Origin of the sequence: Bifidobacterium sp. UMB1197, from assembly GCF_030217745.1 — a bacterium.
Classification (GTDB): domain Bacteria; phylum Actinomycetota; class Actinomycetes; order Actinomycetales; family Bifidobacteriaceae; genus Bifidobacterium; species Bifidobacterium vaginale_B.
The window spans coordinates 187,289-207,109 of record NZ_JASOOL010000002.1 but is presented as its reverse complement, the minus strand read 5'-3'; the positions used below and the strand labels follow the sequence as shown (position 1 = coordinate 207,109).

General features: G+C 39.4%; 21 protein-coding genes. 16 read left to right on the top strand and 5 right to left on the bottom strand.

Annotated elements, in window-relative coordinates; all coding sequences use genetic code 11:
* Positions 1-185 precede the first annotated feature (185 nt).
* From whiA to QP420_RS02120, 5 genes are all read left to right on the top strand, one after another.
* Complete coding sequence (gene whiA, locus QP420_RS02140) at positions 186-1,124, top strand: DNA-binding protein WhiA (protein WP_060786662.1); 939 nt, start codon at positions 186-188, stop codon at positions 1,122-1,124.
* A 280-nt stretch (positions 1,125-1,404) separates the two neighbouring features.
* Positions 1,405-2,610 (top strand): phosphoglycerate kinase, encoded by a 1,206-nt coding sequence (locus QP420_RS02135; protein ID WP_481616419.1) that lies wholly within the window; start codon positions 1,405-1,407, stop codon positions 2,608-2,610.
* Between the two features lie 117 nt (positions 2,611-2,727).
* Positions 2,728-3,525, top strand: a complete 798-nt coding sequence (gene tpiA / locus QP420_RS02130) for a triose-phosphate isomerase (protein ID WP_060786664.1) — start codon at positions 2,728-2,730, stop codon at positions 3,523-3,525.
* A gap of 73 nt (positions 3,526-3,598) precedes the next feature.
* Positions 3,599-3,847 carry a preprotein translocase subunit SecG gene (secG, locus tag QP420_RS02125; protein ID WP_004115170.1) on the top strand — a complete coding sequence of 83 codons (249 nt, stop codon included), beginning with the start codon at positions 3,599-3,601 and terminating at the stop codon, positions 3,845-3,847.
* 94 nt (positions 3,848-3,941) lie between these two features.
* Positions 3,942-4,778 carry an HAD hydrolase family protein gene (locus tag QP420_RS02120; protein ID WP_481616418.1) on the top strand — a complete coding sequence of 279 codons (837 nt, stop codon included), beginning with the start codon at positions 3,942-3,944 and terminating at the stop codon, positions 4,776-4,778.
* Positions 4,779-5,370: 592 nt separating this feature from the next.
* On the opposite strand, the gene QP420_RS02115 is transcribed toward QP420_RS02120, so the two are convergent.
* A complete protein-coding gene (locus QP420_RS02115; RefSeq protein WP_481616417.1) occupies positions 5,371-5,820 on the bottom strand; it encodes a hypothetical protein in 450 nt (149 codons plus the stop codon).
* A 1-nt stretch (position 5,821) separates the two neighbouring features.
* Complete coding sequence (locus QP420_RS02110) at positions 5,822-6,022, bottom strand: helix-turn-helix transcriptional regulator (protein WP_415688510.1); 201 nt, start codon at positions 6,020-6,022, stop codon at positions 5,822-5,824.
* Between the two features lie 342 nt (positions 6,023-6,364).
* Here QP420_RS02110 and QP420_RS02105 point away from each other — a divergent pair, with 342 nt between their 5' ends.
* The 9 genes from QP420_RS02105 (at position 6,365) to QP420_RS02065 (ending at position 12,951) form a co-directional block, all read left to right on the top strand.
* Positions 6,365-6,910 carry a recombinase zinc ribbon domain-containing protein gene (locus tag QP420_RS02105; protein WP_481616465.1) on the top strand — a complete coding sequence of 182 codons (546 nt, stop codon included), beginning with the start codon at positions 6,365-6,367 and terminating at the stop codon, positions 6,908-6,910.
* Between the two features lie 640 nt (positions 6,911-7,550).
* On the top strand, positions 7,551-8,276 hold the full coding sequence (locus QP420_RS02100; RefSeq protein WP_415688513.1) for a DUF4417 domain-containing protein: 726 nt from the start codon (positions 7,551-7,553) through the stop codon (positions 8,274-8,276).
* Complete coding sequence (locus QP420_RS02095) at positions 8,276-8,647, top strand: hypothetical protein (protein ID WP_004130966.1); 372 nt, start codon at positions 8,276-8,278, stop codon at positions 8,645-8,647. The genes QP420_RS02100 and QP420_RS02095 overlap by 1 nt, the downstream gene beginning before the upstream one ends.
* Complete coding sequence (locus tag QP420_RS02090) at positions 8,635-8,982, top strand: hypothetical protein (RefSeq protein WP_415695937.1); 348 nt, start codon at positions 8,635-8,637, stop codon at positions 8,980-8,982. Before QP420_RS02095 ends, QP420_RS02090 begins: the two co-directional genes overlap by 13 nt.
* A gap of 215 nt (positions 8,983-9,197) precedes the next feature.
* A complete protein-coding gene (locus QP420_RS02085) occupies positions 9,198-10,052 on the top strand; it encodes an Abi family protein (protein ID WP_415695936.1) in 855 nt (284 codons plus the stop codon).
* A gap of 712 nt (positions 10,053-10,764) precedes the next feature.
* Positions 10,765-10,944 carry a hypothetical protein gene (locus QP420_RS02080; RefSeq protein WP_205411975.1) on the top strand — a complete coding sequence of 60 codons (180 nt, stop codon included), beginning with the start codon at positions 10,765-10,767 and terminating at the stop codon, positions 10,942-10,944.
* Positions 10,945-11,062: 118 nt separating this feature from the next.
* Positions 11,063-11,455 (top strand): hypothetical protein, encoded by a 393-nt coding sequence (locus QP420_RS02075; RefSeq protein WP_481616416.1) that lies wholly within the window; start codon positions 11,063-11,065, stop codon positions 11,453-11,455.
* A gap of 4 nt (positions 11,456-11,459) precedes the next feature.
* Entirely contained in the window at positions 11,460-12,332 is an 873-nt protein-coding gene (locus QP420_RS02070; protein ID WP_481616415.1) for an ABC transporter ATP-binding protein, read from the top strand.
* Complete coding sequence (locus tag QP420_RS02065) at positions 12,301-12,951, top strand: hypothetical protein (RefSeq protein ID WP_481616464.1); 651 nt, start codon at positions 12,301-12,303, stop codon at positions 12,949-12,951. The genes QP420_RS02070 and QP420_RS02065 overlap by 32 nt, the downstream gene beginning before the upstream one ends.
* A gap of 362 nt (positions 12,952-13,313) precedes the next feature.
* Here the strand turns inward: QP420_RS02065 and QP420_RS02060 are convergent, their stop codons facing one another.
* The 3 genes from QP420_RS02060 to tkt all read right to left on the bottom strand — a co-directional run bounded on the left by QP420_RS02060 (position 13,314) and on the right by tkt (position 17,241).
* Entirely contained in the window at positions 13,314-13,535 is a 222-nt protein-coding gene (locus QP420_RS02060) for a hypothetical protein (protein ID WP_481616414.1), read from the bottom strand.
* Between the two features lie 291 nt (positions 13,536-13,826).
* On the bottom strand, positions 13,827-14,930 hold the full coding sequence (gene tal, locus QP420_RS02055; protein WP_481616413.1) for a transaldolase: 1,104 nt from the start codon (positions 14,928-14,930) through the stop codon (positions 13,827-13,829).
* A 211-nt stretch (positions 14,931-15,141) separates the two neighbouring features.
* On the bottom strand, positions 15,142-17,241 hold the full coding sequence (tkt, locus tag QP420_RS02050; protein WP_481616412.1) for a transketolase: 2,100 nt from the start codon (positions 17,239-17,241) through the stop codon (positions 15,142-15,144).
* 324 nt (positions 17,242-17,565) lie between these two features.
* Here tkt and hrcA point away from each other — a divergent pair, with 324 nt between their 5' ends.
* Together hrcA and QP420_RS02040 are read left to right on the top strand one after the other, a co-directional pair.
* Complete coding sequence (hrcA, locus tag QP420_RS02045) at positions 17,566-18,582, top strand: heat-inducible transcriptional repressor HrcA (protein WP_481616463.1); 1,017 nt, start codon at positions 17,566-17,568, stop codon at positions 18,580-18,582.
* 71 nt (positions 18,583-18,653) lie between these two features.
* On the top strand, positions 18,654-19,811 hold the full coding sequence (locus QP420_RS02040; RefSeq protein WP_481616411.1) for a DnaJ C-terminal domain-containing protein: 1,158 nt from the start codon (positions 18,654-18,656) through the stop codon (positions 19,809-19,811).
* Positions 19,812-19,821: the final 10 nt, after the last annotated feature.

The window sequence follows — 19,821 nt, the reverse complement described above, 5'->3', positions numbered from 1 at the left end:
AATCCATGACTTAATATAATTTCTCTTATAGGCTTATGTAATATAAGAGAAGCGTTAAAAGGTAAAATGTCCAAGTCATTGGGTATCACAGAAAGCCGAGCATGTAGATGTTTTTAGCATCATGCAATGGCATCGTGCAAGAATCCCAACGCATACTTTAAGAAGAACAAAATAGGAGGTTTCCCTTGGCTCTTCTTGACGACGTAAAGAACGAACTCGTCGCAAATAATAGTGACCAACCAGCGGTTGTTATGGCTCAAGCGGCTGCGATGATGCGTTTTGCTGGCGGTTTAAGGCCAGTTAATAATCAAGCTGTAATTAGAGCGCAGTTTGACTCTCAAAACGCAGCACAGTGGCTTGTAGATACACTTGGGACTTATTTTCAAAGAGAAGCAAAGATTTCTCAAATTTCTCGCCAAACTCCTACTGGTGTTGTTACTCGTTATGAGGTTCTTGTTGATCGAGGAGCTGCAGCTTTGGCGCTGCAATCTGGTTTGCTAGATCGTCGTATGCATATTGTTGCAGGCTTAGCTCCAGAGATTGTTGGAGGAAGCATTGCCCAAATCAAAGCTGCATGGAGGGGAGCGTTTATAGCTCATGGTGCTATATCGGATCCTGGAAAGGCAAGTTATCTAGAGATTGTTTGCCCAACGCACGAAGCTGCAACCGCTTTACAGACTATGGCCGCTCGTTTGGGTGTTGGTGCAAAGGCTCGCAAGGTTAAAAGCTCTGAGCGCGTTACTTTGCGTGATTCAGACGCTATTGAGCGTATGCTTAATTTGATTGGTGCTCCTAGGTCTTCTAGAGAGTGGACAGGCAAGCGTTCAGACGGTGAAGCGCGCGGTAAGGCAAATCGTTTAGCAAACTTCGACGATGCAAATATGCGTAGAAGCGCTAAGGCTGCTGCAGAAGCTTGCGAAAAGGTTCGTCACGCTTTCGACGTTCTTGGAGAAGATATTCCAGAAAATCTTTTGATGGCTGGCAAGTTGCGACTTAAGCACAGCGACGCAAGCTTAGAAGAGCTTGGTCACTTGGCAGATCCTCCAATCACAAAGGATGCTGTTGCTGGCCGTATTCGTAGACTTTTGCAGCTCTGCGCTAAAGTAGAAAAATCTAGAATGTGAATTAACTTTAGAATTAACTTTAGTAGCGTTTAGCTTTAATTGTAAATGCCGTATACACAAAGTATGCGGCATTTTTGTATCGTGCGATTTTTTGTTGATGTTGTTGTTGATTTTGTTGTCGATTTTTTTGAGCATCTTTCTGTTAATTTTGTGCGTGCTTGTTGCGCATATGCGGTATAATCGTTGATGGAATTTATAGACGTTTTAGCTTTGCTTTCGTCTTTTTTCTTGTTAAATTCGCCATCATGATTGGTTGAATCATGGTTTGGAAAGGATACCAATGAAGACACTTAAAGATTTGGGAGATTTGAGCGGCAAGCGCGTACTAGTTCGTGCCGATTTTAATGTTCCTCTTAAGGGCACGACTATCACAGACGACGGTCGTATTAAGGCTGCGTTGCCAACGATTAAAGCTTTGCGCGAGCAGGGTGCCAAGGTTATTTTAATGGCACATCTTGGTCGTCCAAAGGGTCAAGTTGTTCCAGAGCTTTCTTTGGCTCCAGTGGCGGCTCGTTTAGGTGAACTTCTTGGTGTAAATGTTGCTTTGGCTGCAGATACATATGGCGAAGATGCTCAAGCTAAGGTTGCTGCCATGAATAATGGCGACGTTGTTTTGCTTGAAAACGTTCGCTTTAACGCTGAAGAGACCAGCAAGGATGCTGCTGAACGTGCTGAATATGCTAAGAAGATTGCAGCTCTTGGAGAGGTTTTTGTTTCCGACGGCTTCGGTGTTGTTCACCGTGCTCAGGGCTCTAACTACGATGTTGCTGCAGATCTTCCAGCTGCTGCTGGCTTGCTTGTTGAGAAGGAAGTTAAGGCACTTTCTCGCGCAACCGAAAATCCAGAGCGTCCTTTGACTGTTGTTCTTGGTGGCTCTAAGGTTTCCGATAAGCTCGGCGTTATTGAAAACTTGCTTTCTAAGGCAGATCGTCTTGTTATTGGCGGTGGAATGGTATTCACATTCCTTAAGGCTTTGGGTCACGAAGTCGGTACTTCTTTGCTTGAGGAAGATCAGCTCGAGAAGGTTAAGGGCTACATTGAAACCGCTAAGAAGAATGGCGTTGAGCTTGTTCTTCCAACCGATATTGTTGTTAACGCTGGCTTCCCAGCGGGAGATACTCCTGTTGCTCCAGAAGTTGTTCCAGCGGATGCTATTCCAGCAGACAAGATGGGCTTAGATATTGGCCCTGATTCTCAGAAGCTGTTCCACGATAAGATTGTTGATTCCAAGACTGTTGTGTGGAATGGCCCTATGGGCGTATTTGAGGTTCCAGAGTTTGCTGCTGGCACTCGTGCTGTGGCTCAGGGCTTGGTTGACGCCACTAAGAACGGCACTTTCACTATTGTTGGCGGTGGTGATTCCGCTTCTGCAGTTCGTAATCTTGGATTTGCGGAAGATGGCTTCTCTCACATCTCCACTGGTGGTGGTGCTTCTCTCGAGTTCTTGGAAGGTAAGACTCTTCCAGGCTTGAGTGTGCTTGAGTAAATATCTTTAAAGTAATATTGTGCCGGCTTTCGATTTTATAAATTTATTTTGTAAATCGAAGTCGGCATAATTCTAGTTTTTATCTTTATTCTTAATTTTTAATTCTTAAGGGTGATTATGGGCGTGAATAGAAAACCGCTAGTTGCAGGCAATTGGAAGATGAATTTCAATCACCTCGAAGCCACTCATTTTATTCAAAAATTCTGGTGGCAGCTTTGCGATTCTCACTTCGATTGCAAAAAATGCGATATTGCGCTTATGCCATCGTTTACATCCTTAAGAAGCGTACAAGTTTTAGTTGAATCCAGCAATATTCCTATTCTTTACGGAGCTCAAGCGGTTTCTGTTACAACTCAAGGCGCGTTTACTGGAGACGTTTCGGCAGATATGCTAGCAAGCCTTGGCTGCTCAATGGTGATTGTTGGTCATTCCGAGCGTCGAAAGTATCACCCAGAAGATGATGCGAATATTGTTGACCAAGTGCGTGCTGTTCTTGCAGCTGGAATGCAGCCGATTTTATGCGTTGGAGAGAGCTTCGAGGAGCGCAAACAGGGTATAGAGCTTGATTTTGCGGTTGGTCAAGTTCACGATGTTACTCGTGACTTAGATTCTAAGCAGGCAGAGCGTTTGATTATTGCGTACGAACCAGTTTGGGCTATTGGAACTGGCATGGTTGCTACAGCGCAATCTGCTCAAGAGGCAGCTTTTGCTATTAGGGACGATTTGCGCAGTACTTTTGACAATAATGTTGCAAATTCCGTGCGTATTCTTTACGGAGGCTCTGTAACGTCTTCTAATGCGTCAAGCTTAATTAGCGAGCCAGATGTAGATGGATTCCTTATTGGAGGCGCGTCTTTAGACGTTGATGAGCTTGCTTCTATTGTTAAACTTGCGTCTTATAAAAATCGCGAATAATTTAGCCTGATTTAACGCATAGGTCAATGGCTTTTATTATGCTTTACAGAGTACTAAAAACAGGAGGTTACTTGTGTCCGCTGTGAAAATTGTTTTGCAAGTGTTGCTTGTGCTCACCAGCATTTTGTTAACATTGTTGATTTTGATGCACAAGGGCAAGGGCGGCGGCCTTTCCGACATGTTCGGCGGCGGTTTAACGAAGAACGCTGGTAGCTCTGGTGTTGCAGAAAAGAACTTGAATCGTTGGACTGTTATCATAGCTTTGATTTGGGTGGCTGTTATTGTTGCCTTGAATCTTATGACTAAGTTCTCACTTATCTAAGTATTCTTTTAAGCGCGTAGTCGAAAGATTGCGCGCTTTTGTTTTATTAAAGCGCATTGCGTTTATTGCGCGCATTATAAAAATTGGGGTACGTATGCTTCGTTTTTCTCCATCGCTCATTATTGCCGATCTTGATGGCACTATGCTTCACGATTCGCAAACTTTTGAAGGCAGATATTTAAGCAAAGAAACTGTTAGCGCTGCTAAGAGTTTGAGTGAATGTGGGATCCCACTTGCGATTATTACTGCTCGCCCTGTTGGTAGTGCTTTTGATTTTATCCACGATTTGCAAGCTCAAGTTTGCGCGTATCTTAATGGCGCTCTTATTGATTTTGATTGTGCGCATAGTACTATTAGCGATCTTACTTCGCAAAGAAGCATAGACACTCTTACACGTTTTGGCTTTGATTCTAAGCTTGCGTGTAGTGTGTGTTTGCGTTTGCTTGACGAGATTCCTACGCTTCGCATTGGCGTTGTTATGAACGATGTTCGTTACACTAATTTTGATGTTCGTATGCTTTGGAGTGAGCAAGATTTTGTTATTACTGACTTTTCTAACGTTCCGCACGGCATTGCAGACAAAATTATTATTGTGCCTAGAGATAGCGAGAAGGAGCATCTTAAGCGTATTCTTCCAAGCGATTTTTCCTTGCATATTAGCGAAGACGTGTTGTGGATGCTTACGAATCCTCTTGCAAACAAGGGGCACGCGCTGAACGTTATTTGCAATCGTTTGGGTGTGAAGCCTAGTCGCACAGTTGTTTTTGGAGACGATGTTATCGATATCGATATGTTCCGCGCAGGGGGATACGGTGTAGCGGTAGCGAATAGTAATCCTCGGTTGCTTGCGATTGCAGACGAGGTTTGCGCTTCCAACAACGACGACGGCGTTGCCAGCTGGCTTAATTCAAACCTTTTTACTAGATTGTGATAACCCACCTTTTTCGTTACTGGCGAAGTTGTGTGACGAATTCTTTCGTAGAGAGTCAAACGGAAAGCTTGGTGACATTACTGGTACTAATAGATTATCAGATTACTTATTCACTTTGCTTTATTCTATCAAACAAGAATTTAAGTTAAAGTTCTTCTTGGGAAGAGGGTTAAAGCATTTACAAAAACCACTACTCAAAAATTGCCCCATTTATATTCCAAATGAGATTGAACTTAGGGCTTTAATAGCATTGCTATGCCTGATTATACGACTATATCGTCTAATCAACGCGAAAATAGAGCTTTGATAGCTCTCCGTGATTGTCTTTTACCTATGATCATGAACAGACAGGCTACATTCGAAGAATAGGCAGTTAAATTATCATTTCTCTATCCATTAATTTCTTCTCCTTAATCTATAAATTTCAATTAACAAAGCGACTGAATTTATATTTCAATCGCTAAAAGTCTTATATATTAAATTGTTTTAAGTGGGGATTCTTATCCTTACCATTTTTACATCCTAATTTTGAGTATAAAAAAGACGATAGAGTTTTAACTGTCTATCGTCTAATACCTTTACTATGATATTTTTAAATCTTTTTTGACCAATATACTTTTAATAATTTAGAAAATATTATTTGTACAAATGCAACTATTATTAACGCTAAAAAGGCTTCATAACTTACATATGCTACAATTAAAGAAACTATTACAATAACCATTGAAAATATAGGCATTATATTTGATCCTGACTTCATCTTTATTAATATCATTCTTTCATCTGTTTCTTTAGTATGCATCTTCTCCAATATATCTTTATTTCTATATGCTCTACCAAGCATTGACATGTAGAATACAGATACAAGTTCAACTCCAATAAAAAATACTGCTACATAATATGTCACATCTTCTTTTAATGGAAATTTATATTTTAAGTAAAAATTTCCAATAATAACTGCGAGTAAGGCAACCATACATAATAAGACTAAAATACTAATTCTAAATCCTATTTCTTTTTTATATTTTTCTAATTTGTTCATATTAATCATCCTCTTCTATACTAAATATTTCTTCAATATTCATATCAAAAAACTTAGCAATTTTAAAAGCCAACGGCAGTGACGCTATATATTTCCCAGTTTCAATGGAAGTTATGGTCTGTCTTGTTACTCCAACTTCATTTGCCAATTCTTCTTGAGTTATTTTATACTGTTTTCTTAATTGAGAAATTGCATTTTTCATTTTCCTCCTCCAACAGCAAGCTCACTTTACATATAATGTATAGCTCGCTTTGCTTTTTTTGTCAAGCGTACTTTGCTTTTTTATAATTTCTTAAACTAAAAAGACGATAGATTTTATCAACCATGTTCGTATAAAAAATGATGGAACAGAACCACAGTATTATGTAAAAGATAGCCACGCTTTGATTATTCCAAGAGATATTTTCTTTAAAGTTCAAGAAGAAATGTTAAGACGAGCCAACATGTTTAGTGGTGAGGAGAACAAAAAAGGAGAGTTTATTCCAGTAAGTACGCTTTATCCAGCTTATGTGTTTGTTCTAAATGCGGGGATGTTTACAGAAGAATTGCTTGGAACAATCGAGGAGTGCATTCTGTTGTCTGGCGTTGTTGTACCAGATGGGAAAATGGTCCTAGTGCTTGTGATGCTCCGACAGTAAAAGAAGAAGAACTGCAGTCTGCCACAGTGAAAGCCATAAACAAGGTGTTTAGTATACCGGATGAAGTATTGGATACGTTGAATAACAATATTAGAGAAATTATCGCGGGCAACAACTTAAGCGAGCTTGAAACGGTTGATAGAAAAATTGCAGACAAACAAGCGATACTACTAACCTTGCTTAAAGCTAAAAAAGACTACACGAAAATAGCTGATGAGATTGATGAGCTTAAAGTTAAGAAACAGCAGCTTCTTATAGAAAAAGCAGGTCAAGAAGATGCTAAAAGACGAATCAGAGAAATGGAAGATTTTCTGAAAAGTGAGCGTCACGATATTAGTGAATATGACGAGAAGCTGGTAAGAAAGTACATCAAGAAAATAAAAGTTTACGAGGACAAGTTCAGCGTAACTTTTAAATCAGAGATTAGTGTGGATATTGAAAGGGCATCGTAAAAGCCAAAAGAATGTGAACATTTGAAATGTTGAAAATCCAGCCTAGGGGAATAATCTCTAGGCTGTTTTTTTGTTTTTATACTCAAAAACCAAGCTATCAAGCCAATCTTAAACTTTTTAACGATAGCTTTTCCTATCGTTAAAAAGTGCACCCACTATCAATAGTGTGCACTCAAAAAAGTGTAGCTATACTCGGAGTTATCTCAATCCATACAGAATCAGTGGCGCTCCTTTACAAATTGTACTGAATTGGAATAGCGTTTTTCTGATACATACTATGCGTGCATTCTAGTTGTAGCGTTTTCGTTCTGACATTTGTTTGTGTTTGTGAATGTGATTGTAAGACTAAATAATCTTGTTAGAAAGAAAAATTTGTGTTAGTTTGCTAAAATACTCACTTTGGTGTAGCATGTGCAGACAACAGTACCCGACGTGCATCTTAACAATGCGGATCAATTCTGGTCTTTTGATTTTGGCCTATAATCCGATATTTAACAAGGGAGTTGTTCATGTGGCTGATAGTAGGAAGTTTGTAGAAAAAACGAAAGATGTTAGCTTAAAGGTGAGAAGGGCTGAGTCTTTTTAGTATTAGTTATGTTAATTGTGAGAAAGAAAAGTATGGATATAAGAGAAGTGAGGAATGGATACTATGGCAAAAAAGAAGAGAAAAACAAAGAAAAAATCAGTGGTTGATAGTGGTGTGCGTAACGCAGGTCTGCTGTCTGATGGTTGCAATCCAGAACTTGTTAAAGACGCTGAGTTTGATGGTATTTTTGAAATTCCAATAATTAAAAAACCCAAGAATCTTATTATCCCGGATAAACTTGTGCCATTCAGCAAGATTGACAAGGCTGACAGAAAAACGTTTGCTGTCTGTGAATATGAGAATGATACGGAATTCAGTGATTTGCTTGCTCATCCAAATGAATATGTTGAAATTTTAAAGCAGTATGAGGGATTTATTTCTCCTGATTGTTCTATATATCGAGACATGCCTTTATCGCTTCAGATTACTAATATTTATAGAAACAGAGCAATTGGATATTGCTTTCAAAAGCATGGTATTTATGTAATACCATGTGTTAGATGGGGTGATGATAGGACATATACTACAAAATTTTTGCCTGAAAAGATCGCATTCTTAGGTGTTGAGAAGCACTCAATTGTTTCTGTTGGTAGTTATGGTCAATTGAAGAACAGAGTTAACAGATACTATTTTGAAGCTGGTATGAACTCTATGATGGAAGAATTGGAGCCTGAAGTAGTTCTTGTGTATAGTAAAATGCCAGATGAAATTAAAGAGAAATATTTGAAAACTCAATTTGTTGAATATGAAGATTGGACTAGCATAGTGAGAAAAAACTAATGGGGGCAGGACAGAGCGATTTATATAAGGGAACGTATGGCGATAATCCTGATAATATTCCAGATGAATTTAAGGGAAGGATAAAGTTGCCTGAGAATGATTCCCAGATAAAACATATCTTTGAAGAAAGAGAAGGACACCTACCAGATACGCCAGAAAATAGGAAGATGCTAACTGAATTGGCAAACGATGAGCATTTTCATGTTGGTAAAGACATGTATGGTAACGATTGGCATACTAGGATTAACGTAGATGGTACTCAGGATTGGGTTCGACATCAGAACCAAGTGATAAATGAGGGTGGGAAAAATAGTATTCCAAGACAATGGCATGATAGGACGGGATTAAATAATGATCCGTGGGAGGAATAGTTGTGAATAAGTTTGAATTGTTTTCTATGATTTATTACGCGTTAAATCATTATTGGAAAGAAAATAAAAGTGAAGAATTGGCTTCATTTTTAAGCGATATGAATCCTTTTCTATTTGATGATATTGGCTCTGCTGTTCCTTCCGTGTATGCAAAGTATAGTTTGCTGGTAAATGAAGAGATTAGCATTGATAATAGTTTTAGTGTTGCTTGTAAGTATGTTAAAAGTTTAGGTTTGCAGGCTGTAACGGATGCATTTGCTTGCGTTGGTGAGGATGATTGGAAAGCGCGTTGCGTAAAATACATGTCATCAACTCATAAAGGGCAAGATATTTAGTGTGCTGTGATAGTTTGCGTTTTCGGTCTGACGTTTGTTTGTGTTCATAAAGGTGAGTGTAAGACTAAATAATCTTGTTAGAAGAAAAAATTTGTGCTAGTTTGAAAGATTTAATAAAATACTCTCATTGGTGTAGCATATGTAAATAACAGTACCCGACGCGCCTCTTAACAATGCGGACCAAGTCGGGTCTTTTGATTTTTGAGGAGAGAAATATGAAGAAATCCTATCAACCTCCTATAAGTATTGATAAGCAAATAGAAAATTTAGTGTCTTTGGGATTAGAGATAAAAGATATAAGTTATGCTAAAGATGTACTTAATAGGGTTTCTTACTATCGCCTCATTAAAGCATATAGTATAACTCTAAAAGAAAATGGTAGATACGTAGAAGGTACTACTTTTGAGAATATAGTCGAGTTATATCTATTTGATATGGAGTTTCGTCATATTTTATTTTCGTTGATAGAGCATATAGAAGTTTATTTAAGAGCTGTAATCACAAATTATTATTCTTTAGAATATGGGAATTTTGGTTATAAGAATCTTAATAATTATGCGAAAAATAATTATCAGAAGAATACTTTAGATGAATTAGAAAGAGAAATTAATAGGAATAGGAAATCGCCTTTTATACGTAATTTTAAGGATAATTATGAGGGAGGGGAAATTCCTTTATATGCTGCTATTGAAGTAGCGAGTTTTGGTACTCTTTCTAAAATGTATAAGAATATGAAGAATGATGATAAAAAAGCAATTGCAACGACGTTTGGCGTTGATTACGTTTATTTAGAGTCATGGATTGAAAATTTAGCTTATGTTAGAAATATTTGTGCTCACTATGGTAGATTATATGGTTCAAAATTAACTAAGACACCAAAATTATATAAAGAGTATTTAAAGAAAGGCGTATCGAATAATACTATTTTTGCTAGTATTCTTAATCTTAAAGTATTAGCTGAAAATGAACATTACAAGGAATTTTCTAGTAAGTTATCAAAGATAATTGATAAATATCCGTTAGTGGATTTGAAGCATTTGGGATTTGTTAATAATTGGCAAACTTTTTAACGATAGCTTTTCATATCGTTAAAAAGTGCACCCACCTTGTGAAGTGGGAAATTGAAGTCATAAAACAAAAATAAGGTAAGATTTCACATATAAGGTGTGGTCGTACCTTATTTTTGGTCTATAACCCGATAATTGAGAAAAATGAGCAATCGTAATAGAGGATAGTCTGCATATTTTCATGTGAATTTTATCTTCAAAATCATACATAATTCGCGATAATTACATGAATTCCATGATGAAAGTTGGTGGAAATATCTGGTATATATGTGCTATAACATTTTCGTTACAGTGTATTAACAAGACATCATAAATGCTTTACAATTATGGTGAGAGTTGAGAATGCAACATTCGTTTATGATGTTGCGGATTTAGCTCTATAGGAGGTTTTTACCTGAAAGAGAAGAGATGATTATTATGAAGGAGCTAACGCTAGAAGAATCTCGTTCGATTAGAGCTGGATGGATGTGCGTTGTCTGGGGTTTCATCTGCTGGGGATGATTCTCTAGTTCTGCATATGATTATATTACCAGATTTCATTACAACAGTATATTAGGTTAGTCTCATTATAGTGTTCTAATTGTAATCTATTTGCGTAATTTAGTATTTGAGAAAATTGATTTGATTGTATGATGCTTTTTAACATTTGTGATTAAATCTGTAGCGTGGAGGCTATGATAGCCTCCACGCCTTGAAACTTTGAGGAGCTCAATAGATGGTGGCTTATCCTCATAATATGCAAAATTTGACTTCAGATTGCGGTATTGCAGTTATCAAATCATTGCTAGAAAATTATCATAGATTTAATGAAAGAAGTTTTAAATCGGTTGTTTCTAGTTTAGATATTGAGCAAGGTTTATCTTTGTTTAATATTGAAGAGGTTTTGAAACAATGAAGATTTTTATAGACAAAGTCTTGGAGTTAAAAAAGACTGCGATGATTTTTATTGTTACTCATGATGCAATGTTCGATAAAATTGCTGATGAAATAATAGATTTGGAAGTGATTAAGAAATGAAAAGCAAAAAATGGATATTTGCAGCTGCCATAATAATCCTAGGCCTTATCAGTCTACTGTATGTAGGGTATAAGACAAATAATCTTCGTTTGGGTATGATTCGTGATGATTTGCCAACACTAGTTTCAGGAGATTATAAAAATAACGATAACTTATCGTTAAAGCCAGGAGTGTATGCTATTTATGCAAAGAGAGGCAAAGGAGAGATACGCTTTGCTGGAAAGCTGTACAAGCTTGATGATGCTCTTTTTGTGCGTGCTCAGAAACAGCCAGGAAATGTTAAAAATGCTGTTATCTACGAAGAGAGTCCTAAAATTTTTATTGATGAAGATAGTAAGATTTCTGTAAAAGGAGATCAGGAATTTTTAGTTTCATTTGTTAAGAGGTAATCTTATGAAGATATCTCATTTGAAAAAATCATATGGGGGAAAAGTCGTTTTAGATGACATTTCTTTGGAAAGCAGTGCTGGGCAAATTATTGCGTTAGTAGGCAATAATGGTTCAGGAAAAACCACTTTAATGAAGTGCATTGCACATTTGATAGTTGATTATCAAGGCAATATTGAATTGGACGGTTCACTTTCATTTGCTATTGAGAATCCATCTTTTTATGACGAATTTTCTGTACAGGATAATCTTAGAGTGTTTGCTGCTTTGATGGGGAGAAAAGACTTTAATTGTGATAAATTATTGCATCAGGTGAGTCTCGACGAAGCAAAAAATAAAAAGTTTAAACAATTGTCGCTAGGTATGAAGCAAAAATTAAATATTGCTAGGATATTGCTCTCAAATAGTGAAATTATTCTTCTTGATGAACCTTTCAATGGATTAGATGTTCTTACTATAAAGCAGTTAAAAGACACTATCTTGTCATTGCGCTCACAAGGTAAAAGCCTTGTAATTTCAAGTCATATATTAGATGAGTTAGGTGAAATTGCTGATATTGTATGGTATTTAAAAAAAGGGAAAATTCAAAAAATTGTTAATTTTAATGATAATCTAAGAATTTATAATGTGATTGTTGTAAATGGTGTGGATATTAGTGAATTGCTTTCTAACAGATATGAGGTTTTTTGTCGTAGCAAAGATAACAAAGAATCAACTTTTAGAATTAAATTGCCTAGAGAGGATATTGCCAAGGTTCTTAAATTGCTGATTGAGCATGGGGTACAAATCGTGGAATACAGTGATATTACGCATGATATTAAAGATTTTATGTTGGAGGAAGATGATGATGAAGTACTATATAAAATCAGAAATTATTAAGTTTAGTCATCAGAAGCTTTTCTTATTGTCTTTTGTTTTGTATTTGGCATGTTGCGTGTTTATAGTATTTCAAGCTAAAAGAGGTGCATTTTTATCACAATATAAATTCTTTTCAACGATAACTATACTATTTTTAAGCCTATATCAGATATTATCAATTGGTGAATGGCAAGAGAAGAAAATTATTCATCATTATTTAGAGTATATTCCTAATAGGATTAAATTATTGTGTTTTATATATGGTGAATACGTAAGCATTTATCTAGTCGTAAATTTGGTATTTTTGTCACTAAAATACTCGTCTCTAGGGATAGTTATGCATCAACTGCTCGTATATCCGATAATTTTCCTTTTGTATATTGCTATAAATATGAATCTGTTGATATATTTTGAAAAAGTTGGTGTTACAATGATTCTTTCCTTTATATTATTATGGATATTGCCGAATTTAATAAACATAATATTGTCTCAAACATCCGTGTATTCTTTTCAGATATTTTATTATTTATCACCAGACTCGTTCACCGCTCTTACGTCTGCAACTTGTATTATTGCTCTAATGTATATTGTTATGTTTTTCCTATTGTCGTTATTACAATTTACGAAAAAGGAGTACTGAGTTATTAAAAGTGTAGTATCTCGTATACTTCCAGCTATTGTCATAATGTTATTCGTTGGTTTTATTGCATATATTCATTTGAGTGGCTTAAGACCCTCATTTTCAATATTACAGGAGAATAATATCTCAAATCTTAAAACTGGAGAAGTGCTCTATTTTGGTAGTTCAGGCTGTGGAGCATGTCAGGAATTCAATAAAGTTCTAAAAGAATATCAAGATGAAACGCATGCTAAAATTTACTATTGGGATGCCACAGACACGAAAATTGTGAGAAAGGCAGCTGAAATAAAGATTTACAAAGCAAATTGGCACATTTGGTTTATTAATCATCTATCCCACCCTCATATAAAAGTAAATCTCATTTAAATCTCATCATATTTCTTTTTTAATTTATCCATATTATCAAGGTCAATCCACTCCTCGCTAAAACCACAGGCAGTGCAAATATACCTATCAACAGGTACTGCCGACATAATTGTATGGCCAGTCATAACATTATTTCCAGTCCCATAAGCCACAGCAGATCCAGGCACAAATATAATTTCACTTCCCCCACACTTTGGGCATTTTTTCGTATTTTTCATAAATCCTCCTTATTAATCTAATAATGTTCTTTTTATTGTTTTGAAAAATTGCATAAAAATAGGCAGGAACACATACCTATCCATCAGGTATATATTTCTGCCAATTAAAAAATTCTAAGTGAAAAGAGACAGAACTACACTGTCTGCCTTTCTCAATTAATTAGCTTAGAAAATAACACTGGGTAGCTTTTTATTGCGATTGATAAAAACGCAAAACAACAAAAACCGCACATGTGTGGAAATTAATCCACGTTCATGTGCGGTTTGCTAGTTATTTAGTGATTAAGCAAATCAGGCGTTTACGCGATCGATGCCAGACTGTACGTCTGCAATCACGGAATCCCAAGACTTGATGAAGGCGGCAACACCGTCAGCCTCAAGCTTGTCGGTAACGTCCTTGATGTTGATGCCAAGCTCAGCAAGCTTGTTCATAACAACATGGCTCTCTTCGTAAGTGCCCTTAATGGAAGCAGCACCGTTGCCGTGATCAGCAAGAGCGTTCAAAGTCTTCTCTGGCATGGTGTTAACAACATGCTCAGCAACCAACTCGTCAACGTACTTGCAATCGGAGTAAGCTGCGTTCTTGGTGCCAGTAGAAGCCCAAAGTGGACGCTGCTTCTTAGCACCCTTGGCCTCAAGCTCAGCCCAACGTGGGTCGGCAGCGAACTTCTTCTCGAAGAGTTCGTAAGCCAAGCGAGCGTTAGCAACAGCAGCCTTGCCTTCAAGAGCCTTAGCTTCAGCAGAACCGTTAGCTTCGAGGAGCTTGTCAACAGCGGAATCGACGCGGGAGACGAAGAAGGAAGCTACGGAACCAATGTGCTTCAAGTCGTGGCCGTTAGCAGCAGCCTGAGCAATACCTTCGATGAAGGCGTCGATAACCTGCTCGTAGCGCTCGAGGGAGAAGATCAAGGTTACGTTCACGGAGATACCCTTAGCGAGGGTAGCGGTGATAGCTGGAAGACCTTCCAAAGTTGCAGGAATCTTGATCATAACGTTTGGACGATCAACCTTTGCCCAAAGCTCTTCCGCCTGCTTCTCGGTGTTAGCAGTATCGTGAGCCAAGCGTGGATCAACTTCGATGGAAACGCGGCCGTCAACGAAATCGGTCTTTTCTGCAATCTCACGGAAGATATCGGTTGCGTTACGAACGTCGGTGGTGGTCAACTCGCGAATAGCGGTCTCAACGTCAACCTTGCCGAGTTCCTTAAGCTGTGCGTCGTATGGGCCAACCTGGCTCAAAGCCTTCTGGAAGATAGATGGGTTGGTAGTAACACCAACAACATTCTTGTTAGCAATAAGATCCTGCAAAGAGCCAGACTCAATGCGGGTACGGGACAAATCGTCCAACCAAATAGAAACGCCGGAATCGCTAGTGCGCTGCGTTGCTTCAGTCATGTTATCTCCTTAACACTGTGCTCCACCAATTGGAACACGTTGGTAGTGTTGGCGTTTTACAGGAAACAGCGGTTGATGCTAAACCAACTGTAGCTTAGCATCAACACGCCTTTGCTGTTTCCAGTGAAGTGTTAAACACTTCGAGTTTTATGATTCATATCTTTTTGTGATTGCAAAAAGATATTTGAACCAAGTTTTTTTTTATTATTACTTAAGCGCGTGCTTCTTCGATAGAAGCCTTAGCAGCTTCTACTACGTGCTCAGCAGTAATGCCCAAGTCGATCATGTTCTGACCGCCATCGCCCTGCAAGCCGTACTGTTCGATAGAAACAGCCTTGCCGCAATCGCCAAGATACTTGTACCAAGGCAATGCCAAGCCAGCTTCGATGGAAACGCGAGCCTTAACAGACTTTGGAAGGATTGCTTCCTTGTACTCTTCGTCTTGCTCTTCGAACCATTCGAGAGATGGCACAGAAAGAACACGAGCCTTAATGCCTTCGCCAGCCAAAGTCTTGGCAGCAGCAACAGCCCACTGAACTTCGGAGCCAGTAGCCATAATGATTACGTCTGGAGTGCCTTCGCAATCAACCAAAACGTAAGCGCCATGCTTTACGCCTTCGCGAGCCTTCTTAGCAGTTTCTGCAAGAGTTGGAACGCCCTGGCGAGTCAAAATCATAGCGGTTGGGTAGTTGTTCTTCTTCTCGAAGAAGTAACGGTAAGCTTCAGCAGTCTCGTACTCATCTGCAGGGCGCACAACCTCAAGCTGAGGAATAGCGCGGAAAGCAGCCAAGTGTTCGATTGGCTGGTGAGTTGGACCATCTTCGCCCAAGGCTACGGAATCGTGAGTCCAAACGTAGAGGTTTGGAATCTCCATCAAAGCAGCCAAGCGAACTGCTGGGCGCTCGTAGTCAGAGAACTGGAAGAAGGTGCCGTTGAATGGGCGAGTGTTAGAACCAAGCAAAATGCCATTGGTAATTGCACCCATTGCAAACTCACGCACACCAAAGTGAAGCTGGCGACCGTACTCGGAAACGTTTGGCCAAGTGCGGGTTGCATCCTCGGATGGGCCGAAGGAGTCAGCGCCCTTAATGTTGGTGTTGTTGGAGCCGCCCAAATCAGCAGAACCGCCCCAAAGTTCTGGCATAACAGCAGCAATTGCGTTAAGAACTGCGCCAGAAGCCTTACGGGTAGCAACCTTAGATCCAACTTCGAAGCCAGCAACCAAGTCGTCAATGGCCTTGTCGAAGCCTTCTGGAAGCTTGCCAGCCTTAAGACGATCGTAGAGAGCAGCCTTATCTGGGTTTGCAGCAGCCCACTTTGCAAGAGCTTCATCCCAAGCCTTGTGAGCAGCCAAACCGCGCTCGGCAACCTTGCGAGCGTGAGCCAAAGCTTCTTCGTCGATTGGGAACGAAACTTCTGGATCGAAACCGCAAAGTTCCTTCAAGCCCTTAACAGCTTCTTCGCCAAGCTTAGAGCCGTGGGAAGCTTCGTTGTCGGTTTTACCTGGGGTTGGCCAAGCAATCAAAGTATTAACCTTAATGAAGTGAGGCTTATCGGTAACTTCCTGAGCCTTTTCAATAGCAGCAGCCAAAGCCTGAACGTCTTCCTTGTATGAGCCGTCTGGCTGAATGAAGCTAACTTCATCGGTGTACCAACCGTATGCACGGTAGCGAGCAAGAATATCTTCAGAGAAGGTAAGCTTTGTATCGCCTTCAATCTGAATGTGGTTTGCATCGAAAATAACAGTCAAATTGCCAAGCTTCTGGTTTCCAGCCAAAGAAGCAGCTTCGGAAGAAACGCCTTCCTCAACGTCGCCTTCACCGCAAATAACCCAAACCTTGTGGTCAAATGGGGAAGTGCCAGCTGGAGCTTCTGGGTCAAGAAGACCGCGCTCAAAGCGCTGACCATAAGCAAAGCCAACAGCAGAAGCAAGACCCTGACCAAGTGGGCCAGTAGTCATTTCGATGCCTGGAGTTAAGCCATATTCTGGGTGGCCTGGAGTACGCGTGTCTGCACCGCCACGGAAATACTTGAGATCGTCAAGAGTCAAGCCGTAACCAGAGAAGAACAATTGCAAGTATTGCGTAAGCGAAGCGTGACCGCCAGAAAGAATAAAGCGATCGCGGCCAGCCCACTTTGGGTCGGCAGGATCGTGCTTAATAAAGTGCTGGTACAAGGTGTACGCAATTGGTGCCAATGAAACAGGGGAGCCAGGATGTCCGTGTCCTGCTCGCTCAACAGCATCAGCCGAGAGAACCTTCGCCATCTTTACGGCGCGCTCGTCTAATGCAGACCAGTTGAAATCGGTCATGTGATCTACTTTCCTTCCAATAATTCGGGTTTTTGCGCACAGCTTGCGCTGGCCATTACCCTCACATTGCCCTTTAATCCTATCTTTTATATCAGACGAACTTTTAACAAAGTGTGTCAAAAGTTAACAAAAGTTTATATTTATAGTTAGCTGTTGTTCTGTAAAAGTGACTTATTAAAAGTGACTGATTAAAAAATACTTAATAATACTTAATCACATATTATTTTGACATATATAATGGTTAGCAGTGAATTAATAAACGATTAGTGTTGTTTAATCGGGTTTAAAGGTTTTAATAAAGGAGAATCAATGCAATCACGGCGCATGATGATACTGCGTGCGGTTGTTGAAGATTATATTCGTTCACATGAGCCTGTTGGTTCTGCGTCTTTGGCTAAAAATCACAAATTGGGCGTCAGCTCTGCAACGATTCGCAACGATATGTCTCTTCTAGAAGAAGAAGGTTACTTGATTCAGCCGCATACTTCTGCCGGCAGGATTCCTACAGAAAAAGGATACAGGTATTTTGTTGATGGCCTAGCCGCACTAATTCCACTTTCTAATGCGCAAAGACGAGGGATTCGCACGTTTTTAAGTGGATCTGTTAGTTTACAAGACACTCTACAACGCTCAGCGCGACTTCTTGCAAGCATAACTGGTCAGGTTGCGCTAGTGGCATCTCCTGCGTTGTCGAAGTCAAAAGTAAAAAGAATTGAGATTGTTCAAGTATCGTCTTCAACTCTTCTAGTTGTTGTAATTACAGACGCTGGAGGCGTTGCGCAACATATAATTCAAGCGTCAAACATAAATTCAGATGATTTATTGCATCTAACTAATATGGTTAACGATGCTTGCATTGGATTATCTCTTCTTGATGCTGCAAAACGTGTTTATTCTCTAGCAAATCGCCAGGATTTGGCTTCTGCTTTGCAAATTATTAGTCAACTTGCTAACGCGTTAGAAGATATGCATAATGGCGAGCATTCTCACGATTTGTACATGGCTGGAGCTTCTCAACTTGCGCATAGACAAAATATTGGCGATTTTGCGTCTCTTTTCGATGCTCTAGAAGAGCAAGCTGTTATTATGCGACTTATGACTTCGCTAAGTGAGGAAGCAAACGATTGCGCAAGCGGCGTTAGTGTTGCAATAGGCTCGGAGACTCACACGCCTGGTCTTTTAAATGCTTCTGTTGTAACAAGCACTTATGGCTACAATTCGGATTCCGATTCTGCGTTTATTGGGTCAATCGGCCCTACTCACATGGATTACGCGGCAACAATGACGGCTGTTAAAGCTGTAGCAAAGTATCTTAATGCGTTTATATCTGAAAATTCATAAAAACAAATTCATAAAAATTGGCTGGCTGTGCCTTATGCAAAAATGATTTTAGAACATAAAAGGGGAGTTAAGTGACTGACTATTACAAGATTTTAGGTGTTGATTCTAACGCTAGCGACGACGAGATTCGCAAGGCCTATAGAAAGTTAAGTAGAAAATATCATCCAGATATTGCAGGACCTGAGTTTGAAGACAAGTTTAAGGAAGTTAATGCTGCCTACGACGTTTTATCTAATCCAGAAAAACGCAAAATGGTAGATATGGGCGTGGATCCAAACAATCTATCGGCATCGGGCGCGGGTGCTGGCGCTGGCGCGTACGCCAATATGAATATGGATATGGGAGATATTCTAAACCAGTTCTTCTCTGGGTCTTTTGGTGCTAATGCTGGATCTCCTATTCCGCGCGTTAATCGTGGTGAAGATTCGCTAACAGAAGTTAAGGTTGATCTTAAAACTGTTGTTTTTGGCGGAAATGCTAAGGTTCATGTTGTTACTTTTGGTCTTTGCCAAGATTGTGCAGGAAAAGGTTCGGCAGATAAAACAGATCCTACACCTTGCCCAGAGTGTAAGGGCGCTGGCTTTGTGCAGCGAGTTACGCACACAATGTTTGGTCAAATGATGTCTTCGGAGCCTTGCCGCGCGTGCGAAGGGCACGGAACAATCATTAAAAATGTTTGTCCAAATTGCCACGGTCACGGTCGCGTTCGTACTTCTAGAGAAGTTGGTATTAATATTCCTGCTGGAATTAAAGACAATTCTCGCTTGCGACTTGCGTCTCAAGGAGCAATAGGCGAATGTGGCGGCCCTGCTGGCGATTTATATGTTGACGTTCGAGTTCGAAAAGATGAGCAATTTACCAGGGATCTGAACGATTTACACTGCTGGATTAATGTTCCTATGAGCTGGGCTGTGCTTGGCCACAATGTGGATATTGATACTTTTGACGGAAAAAAGAGCGTTGAAATTCCTGCTGGAACTCAAAACGAAGACACGATTCCTCTTTACGATTTGGGTGTTACTGTTTTTGGAAGCAAAGATCGCGGTAATCTTATTGTTCACGTTCTTGTTGATATTCCAACAAAGCTTAGCGAAGAAGAGCGTAGTTTGATTGAAAAGTTTGCAAACTTGCACGATGGAAAAGTTAGTGAAGTAAAGCAACATGCTATTGCAGAGTCAGCTAGTAATAAAAAAGGATTCTTTAGCAAACTAAAAGATGCTTTTTGCTAGGATTTTAAAG

What these genes read in the sequence shown, in the direction of transcription:
- QP420_RS02120 (WP_481616418.1), top strand. Translation starts at nt 3,942, where the DNA reads ATGCTTCGTTTTTCTCCATCGCTCATTATTGCCGATCTTGATGGCACT.
- QP420_RS02085 (WP_415695936.1), top strand. Translation starts at nt 9,198, where the DNA reads ATGAAGAAATCCTATCAACCTCCTATAAGTATTGATAAGCAAATAGAA.
- hrcA (WP_481616463.1), top strand. Translation starts at nt 17,566, where the DNA reads ATGATGATACTGCGTGCGGTTGTTGAAGATTATATTCGTTCACATGAG.
- tal (WP_481616413.1), bottom strand. Translation starts at nt 14,930, where the DNA reads ATGACTGAAGCAACGCAGCGCACTAGCGATTCCGGCGTTTCTATTTGG.
- tkt (WP_481616412.1), bottom strand. Translation starts at nt 17,241, where the DNA reads ATGACCGATTTCAACTGGTCTGCATTAGACGAGCGCGCCGTAAAGATG.
- QP420_RS02095 (WP_004130966.1), top strand. Translation starts at nt 8,276, where the DNA reads ATGGGGGCAGGACAGAGCGATTTATATAAGGGAACGTATGGCGATAAT.
- QP420_RS02135 (WP_481616419.1), top strand. Translation starts at nt 1,405, where the DNA reads ATGAAGACACTTAAAGATTTGGGAGATTTGAGCGGCAAGCGCGTACTA.
- QP420_RS02070 (WP_481616415.1), top strand. Translation starts at nt 11,460, where the DNA reads ATGAAGATATCTCATTTGAAAAAATCATATGGGGGAAAAGTCGTTTTA.
- QP420_RS02080 (WP_205411975.1), top strand. Translation starts at nt 10,765, where the DNA reads ATGGTGGCTTATCCTCATAATATGCAAAATTTGACTTCAGATTGCGGT.
- QP420_RS02075 (WP_481616416.1), top strand. Translation starts at nt 11,063, where the DNA reads ATGAAAAGCAAAAAATGGATATTTGCAGCTGCCATAATAATCCTAGGC.
- QP420_RS02100 (WP_415688513.1), top strand. Translation starts at nt 7,551, where the DNA reads ATGGATACTATGGCAAAAAAGAAGAGAAAAACAAAGAAAAAATCAGTG.
- QP420_RS02110 (WP_415688510.1), bottom strand. Translation starts at nt 6,022, where the DNA reads ATGAAAAATGCAATTTCTCAATTAAGAAAACAGTATAAAATAACTCAA.
- tpiA (WP_060786664.1), top strand. Translation starts at nt 2,728, where the DNA reads ATGGGCGTGAATAGAAAACCGCTAGTTGCAGGCAATTGGAAGATGAAT.
- QP420_RS02115 (WP_481616417.1), bottom strand. Translation starts at nt 5,820, where the DNA reads ATGAACAAATTAGAAAAATATAAAAAAGAAATAGGATTTAGAATTAGT.
- QP420_RS02060 (WP_481616414.1), bottom strand. Translation starts at nt 13,535, where the DNA reads ATGAAAAATACGAAAAAATGCCCAAAGTGTGGGGGAAGTGAAATTATA.
- QP420_RS02065 (WP_481616464.1), top strand. Translation starts at nt 12,301, where the DNA reads ATGAAGTACTATATAAAATCAGAAATTATTAAGTTTAGTCATCAGAAG.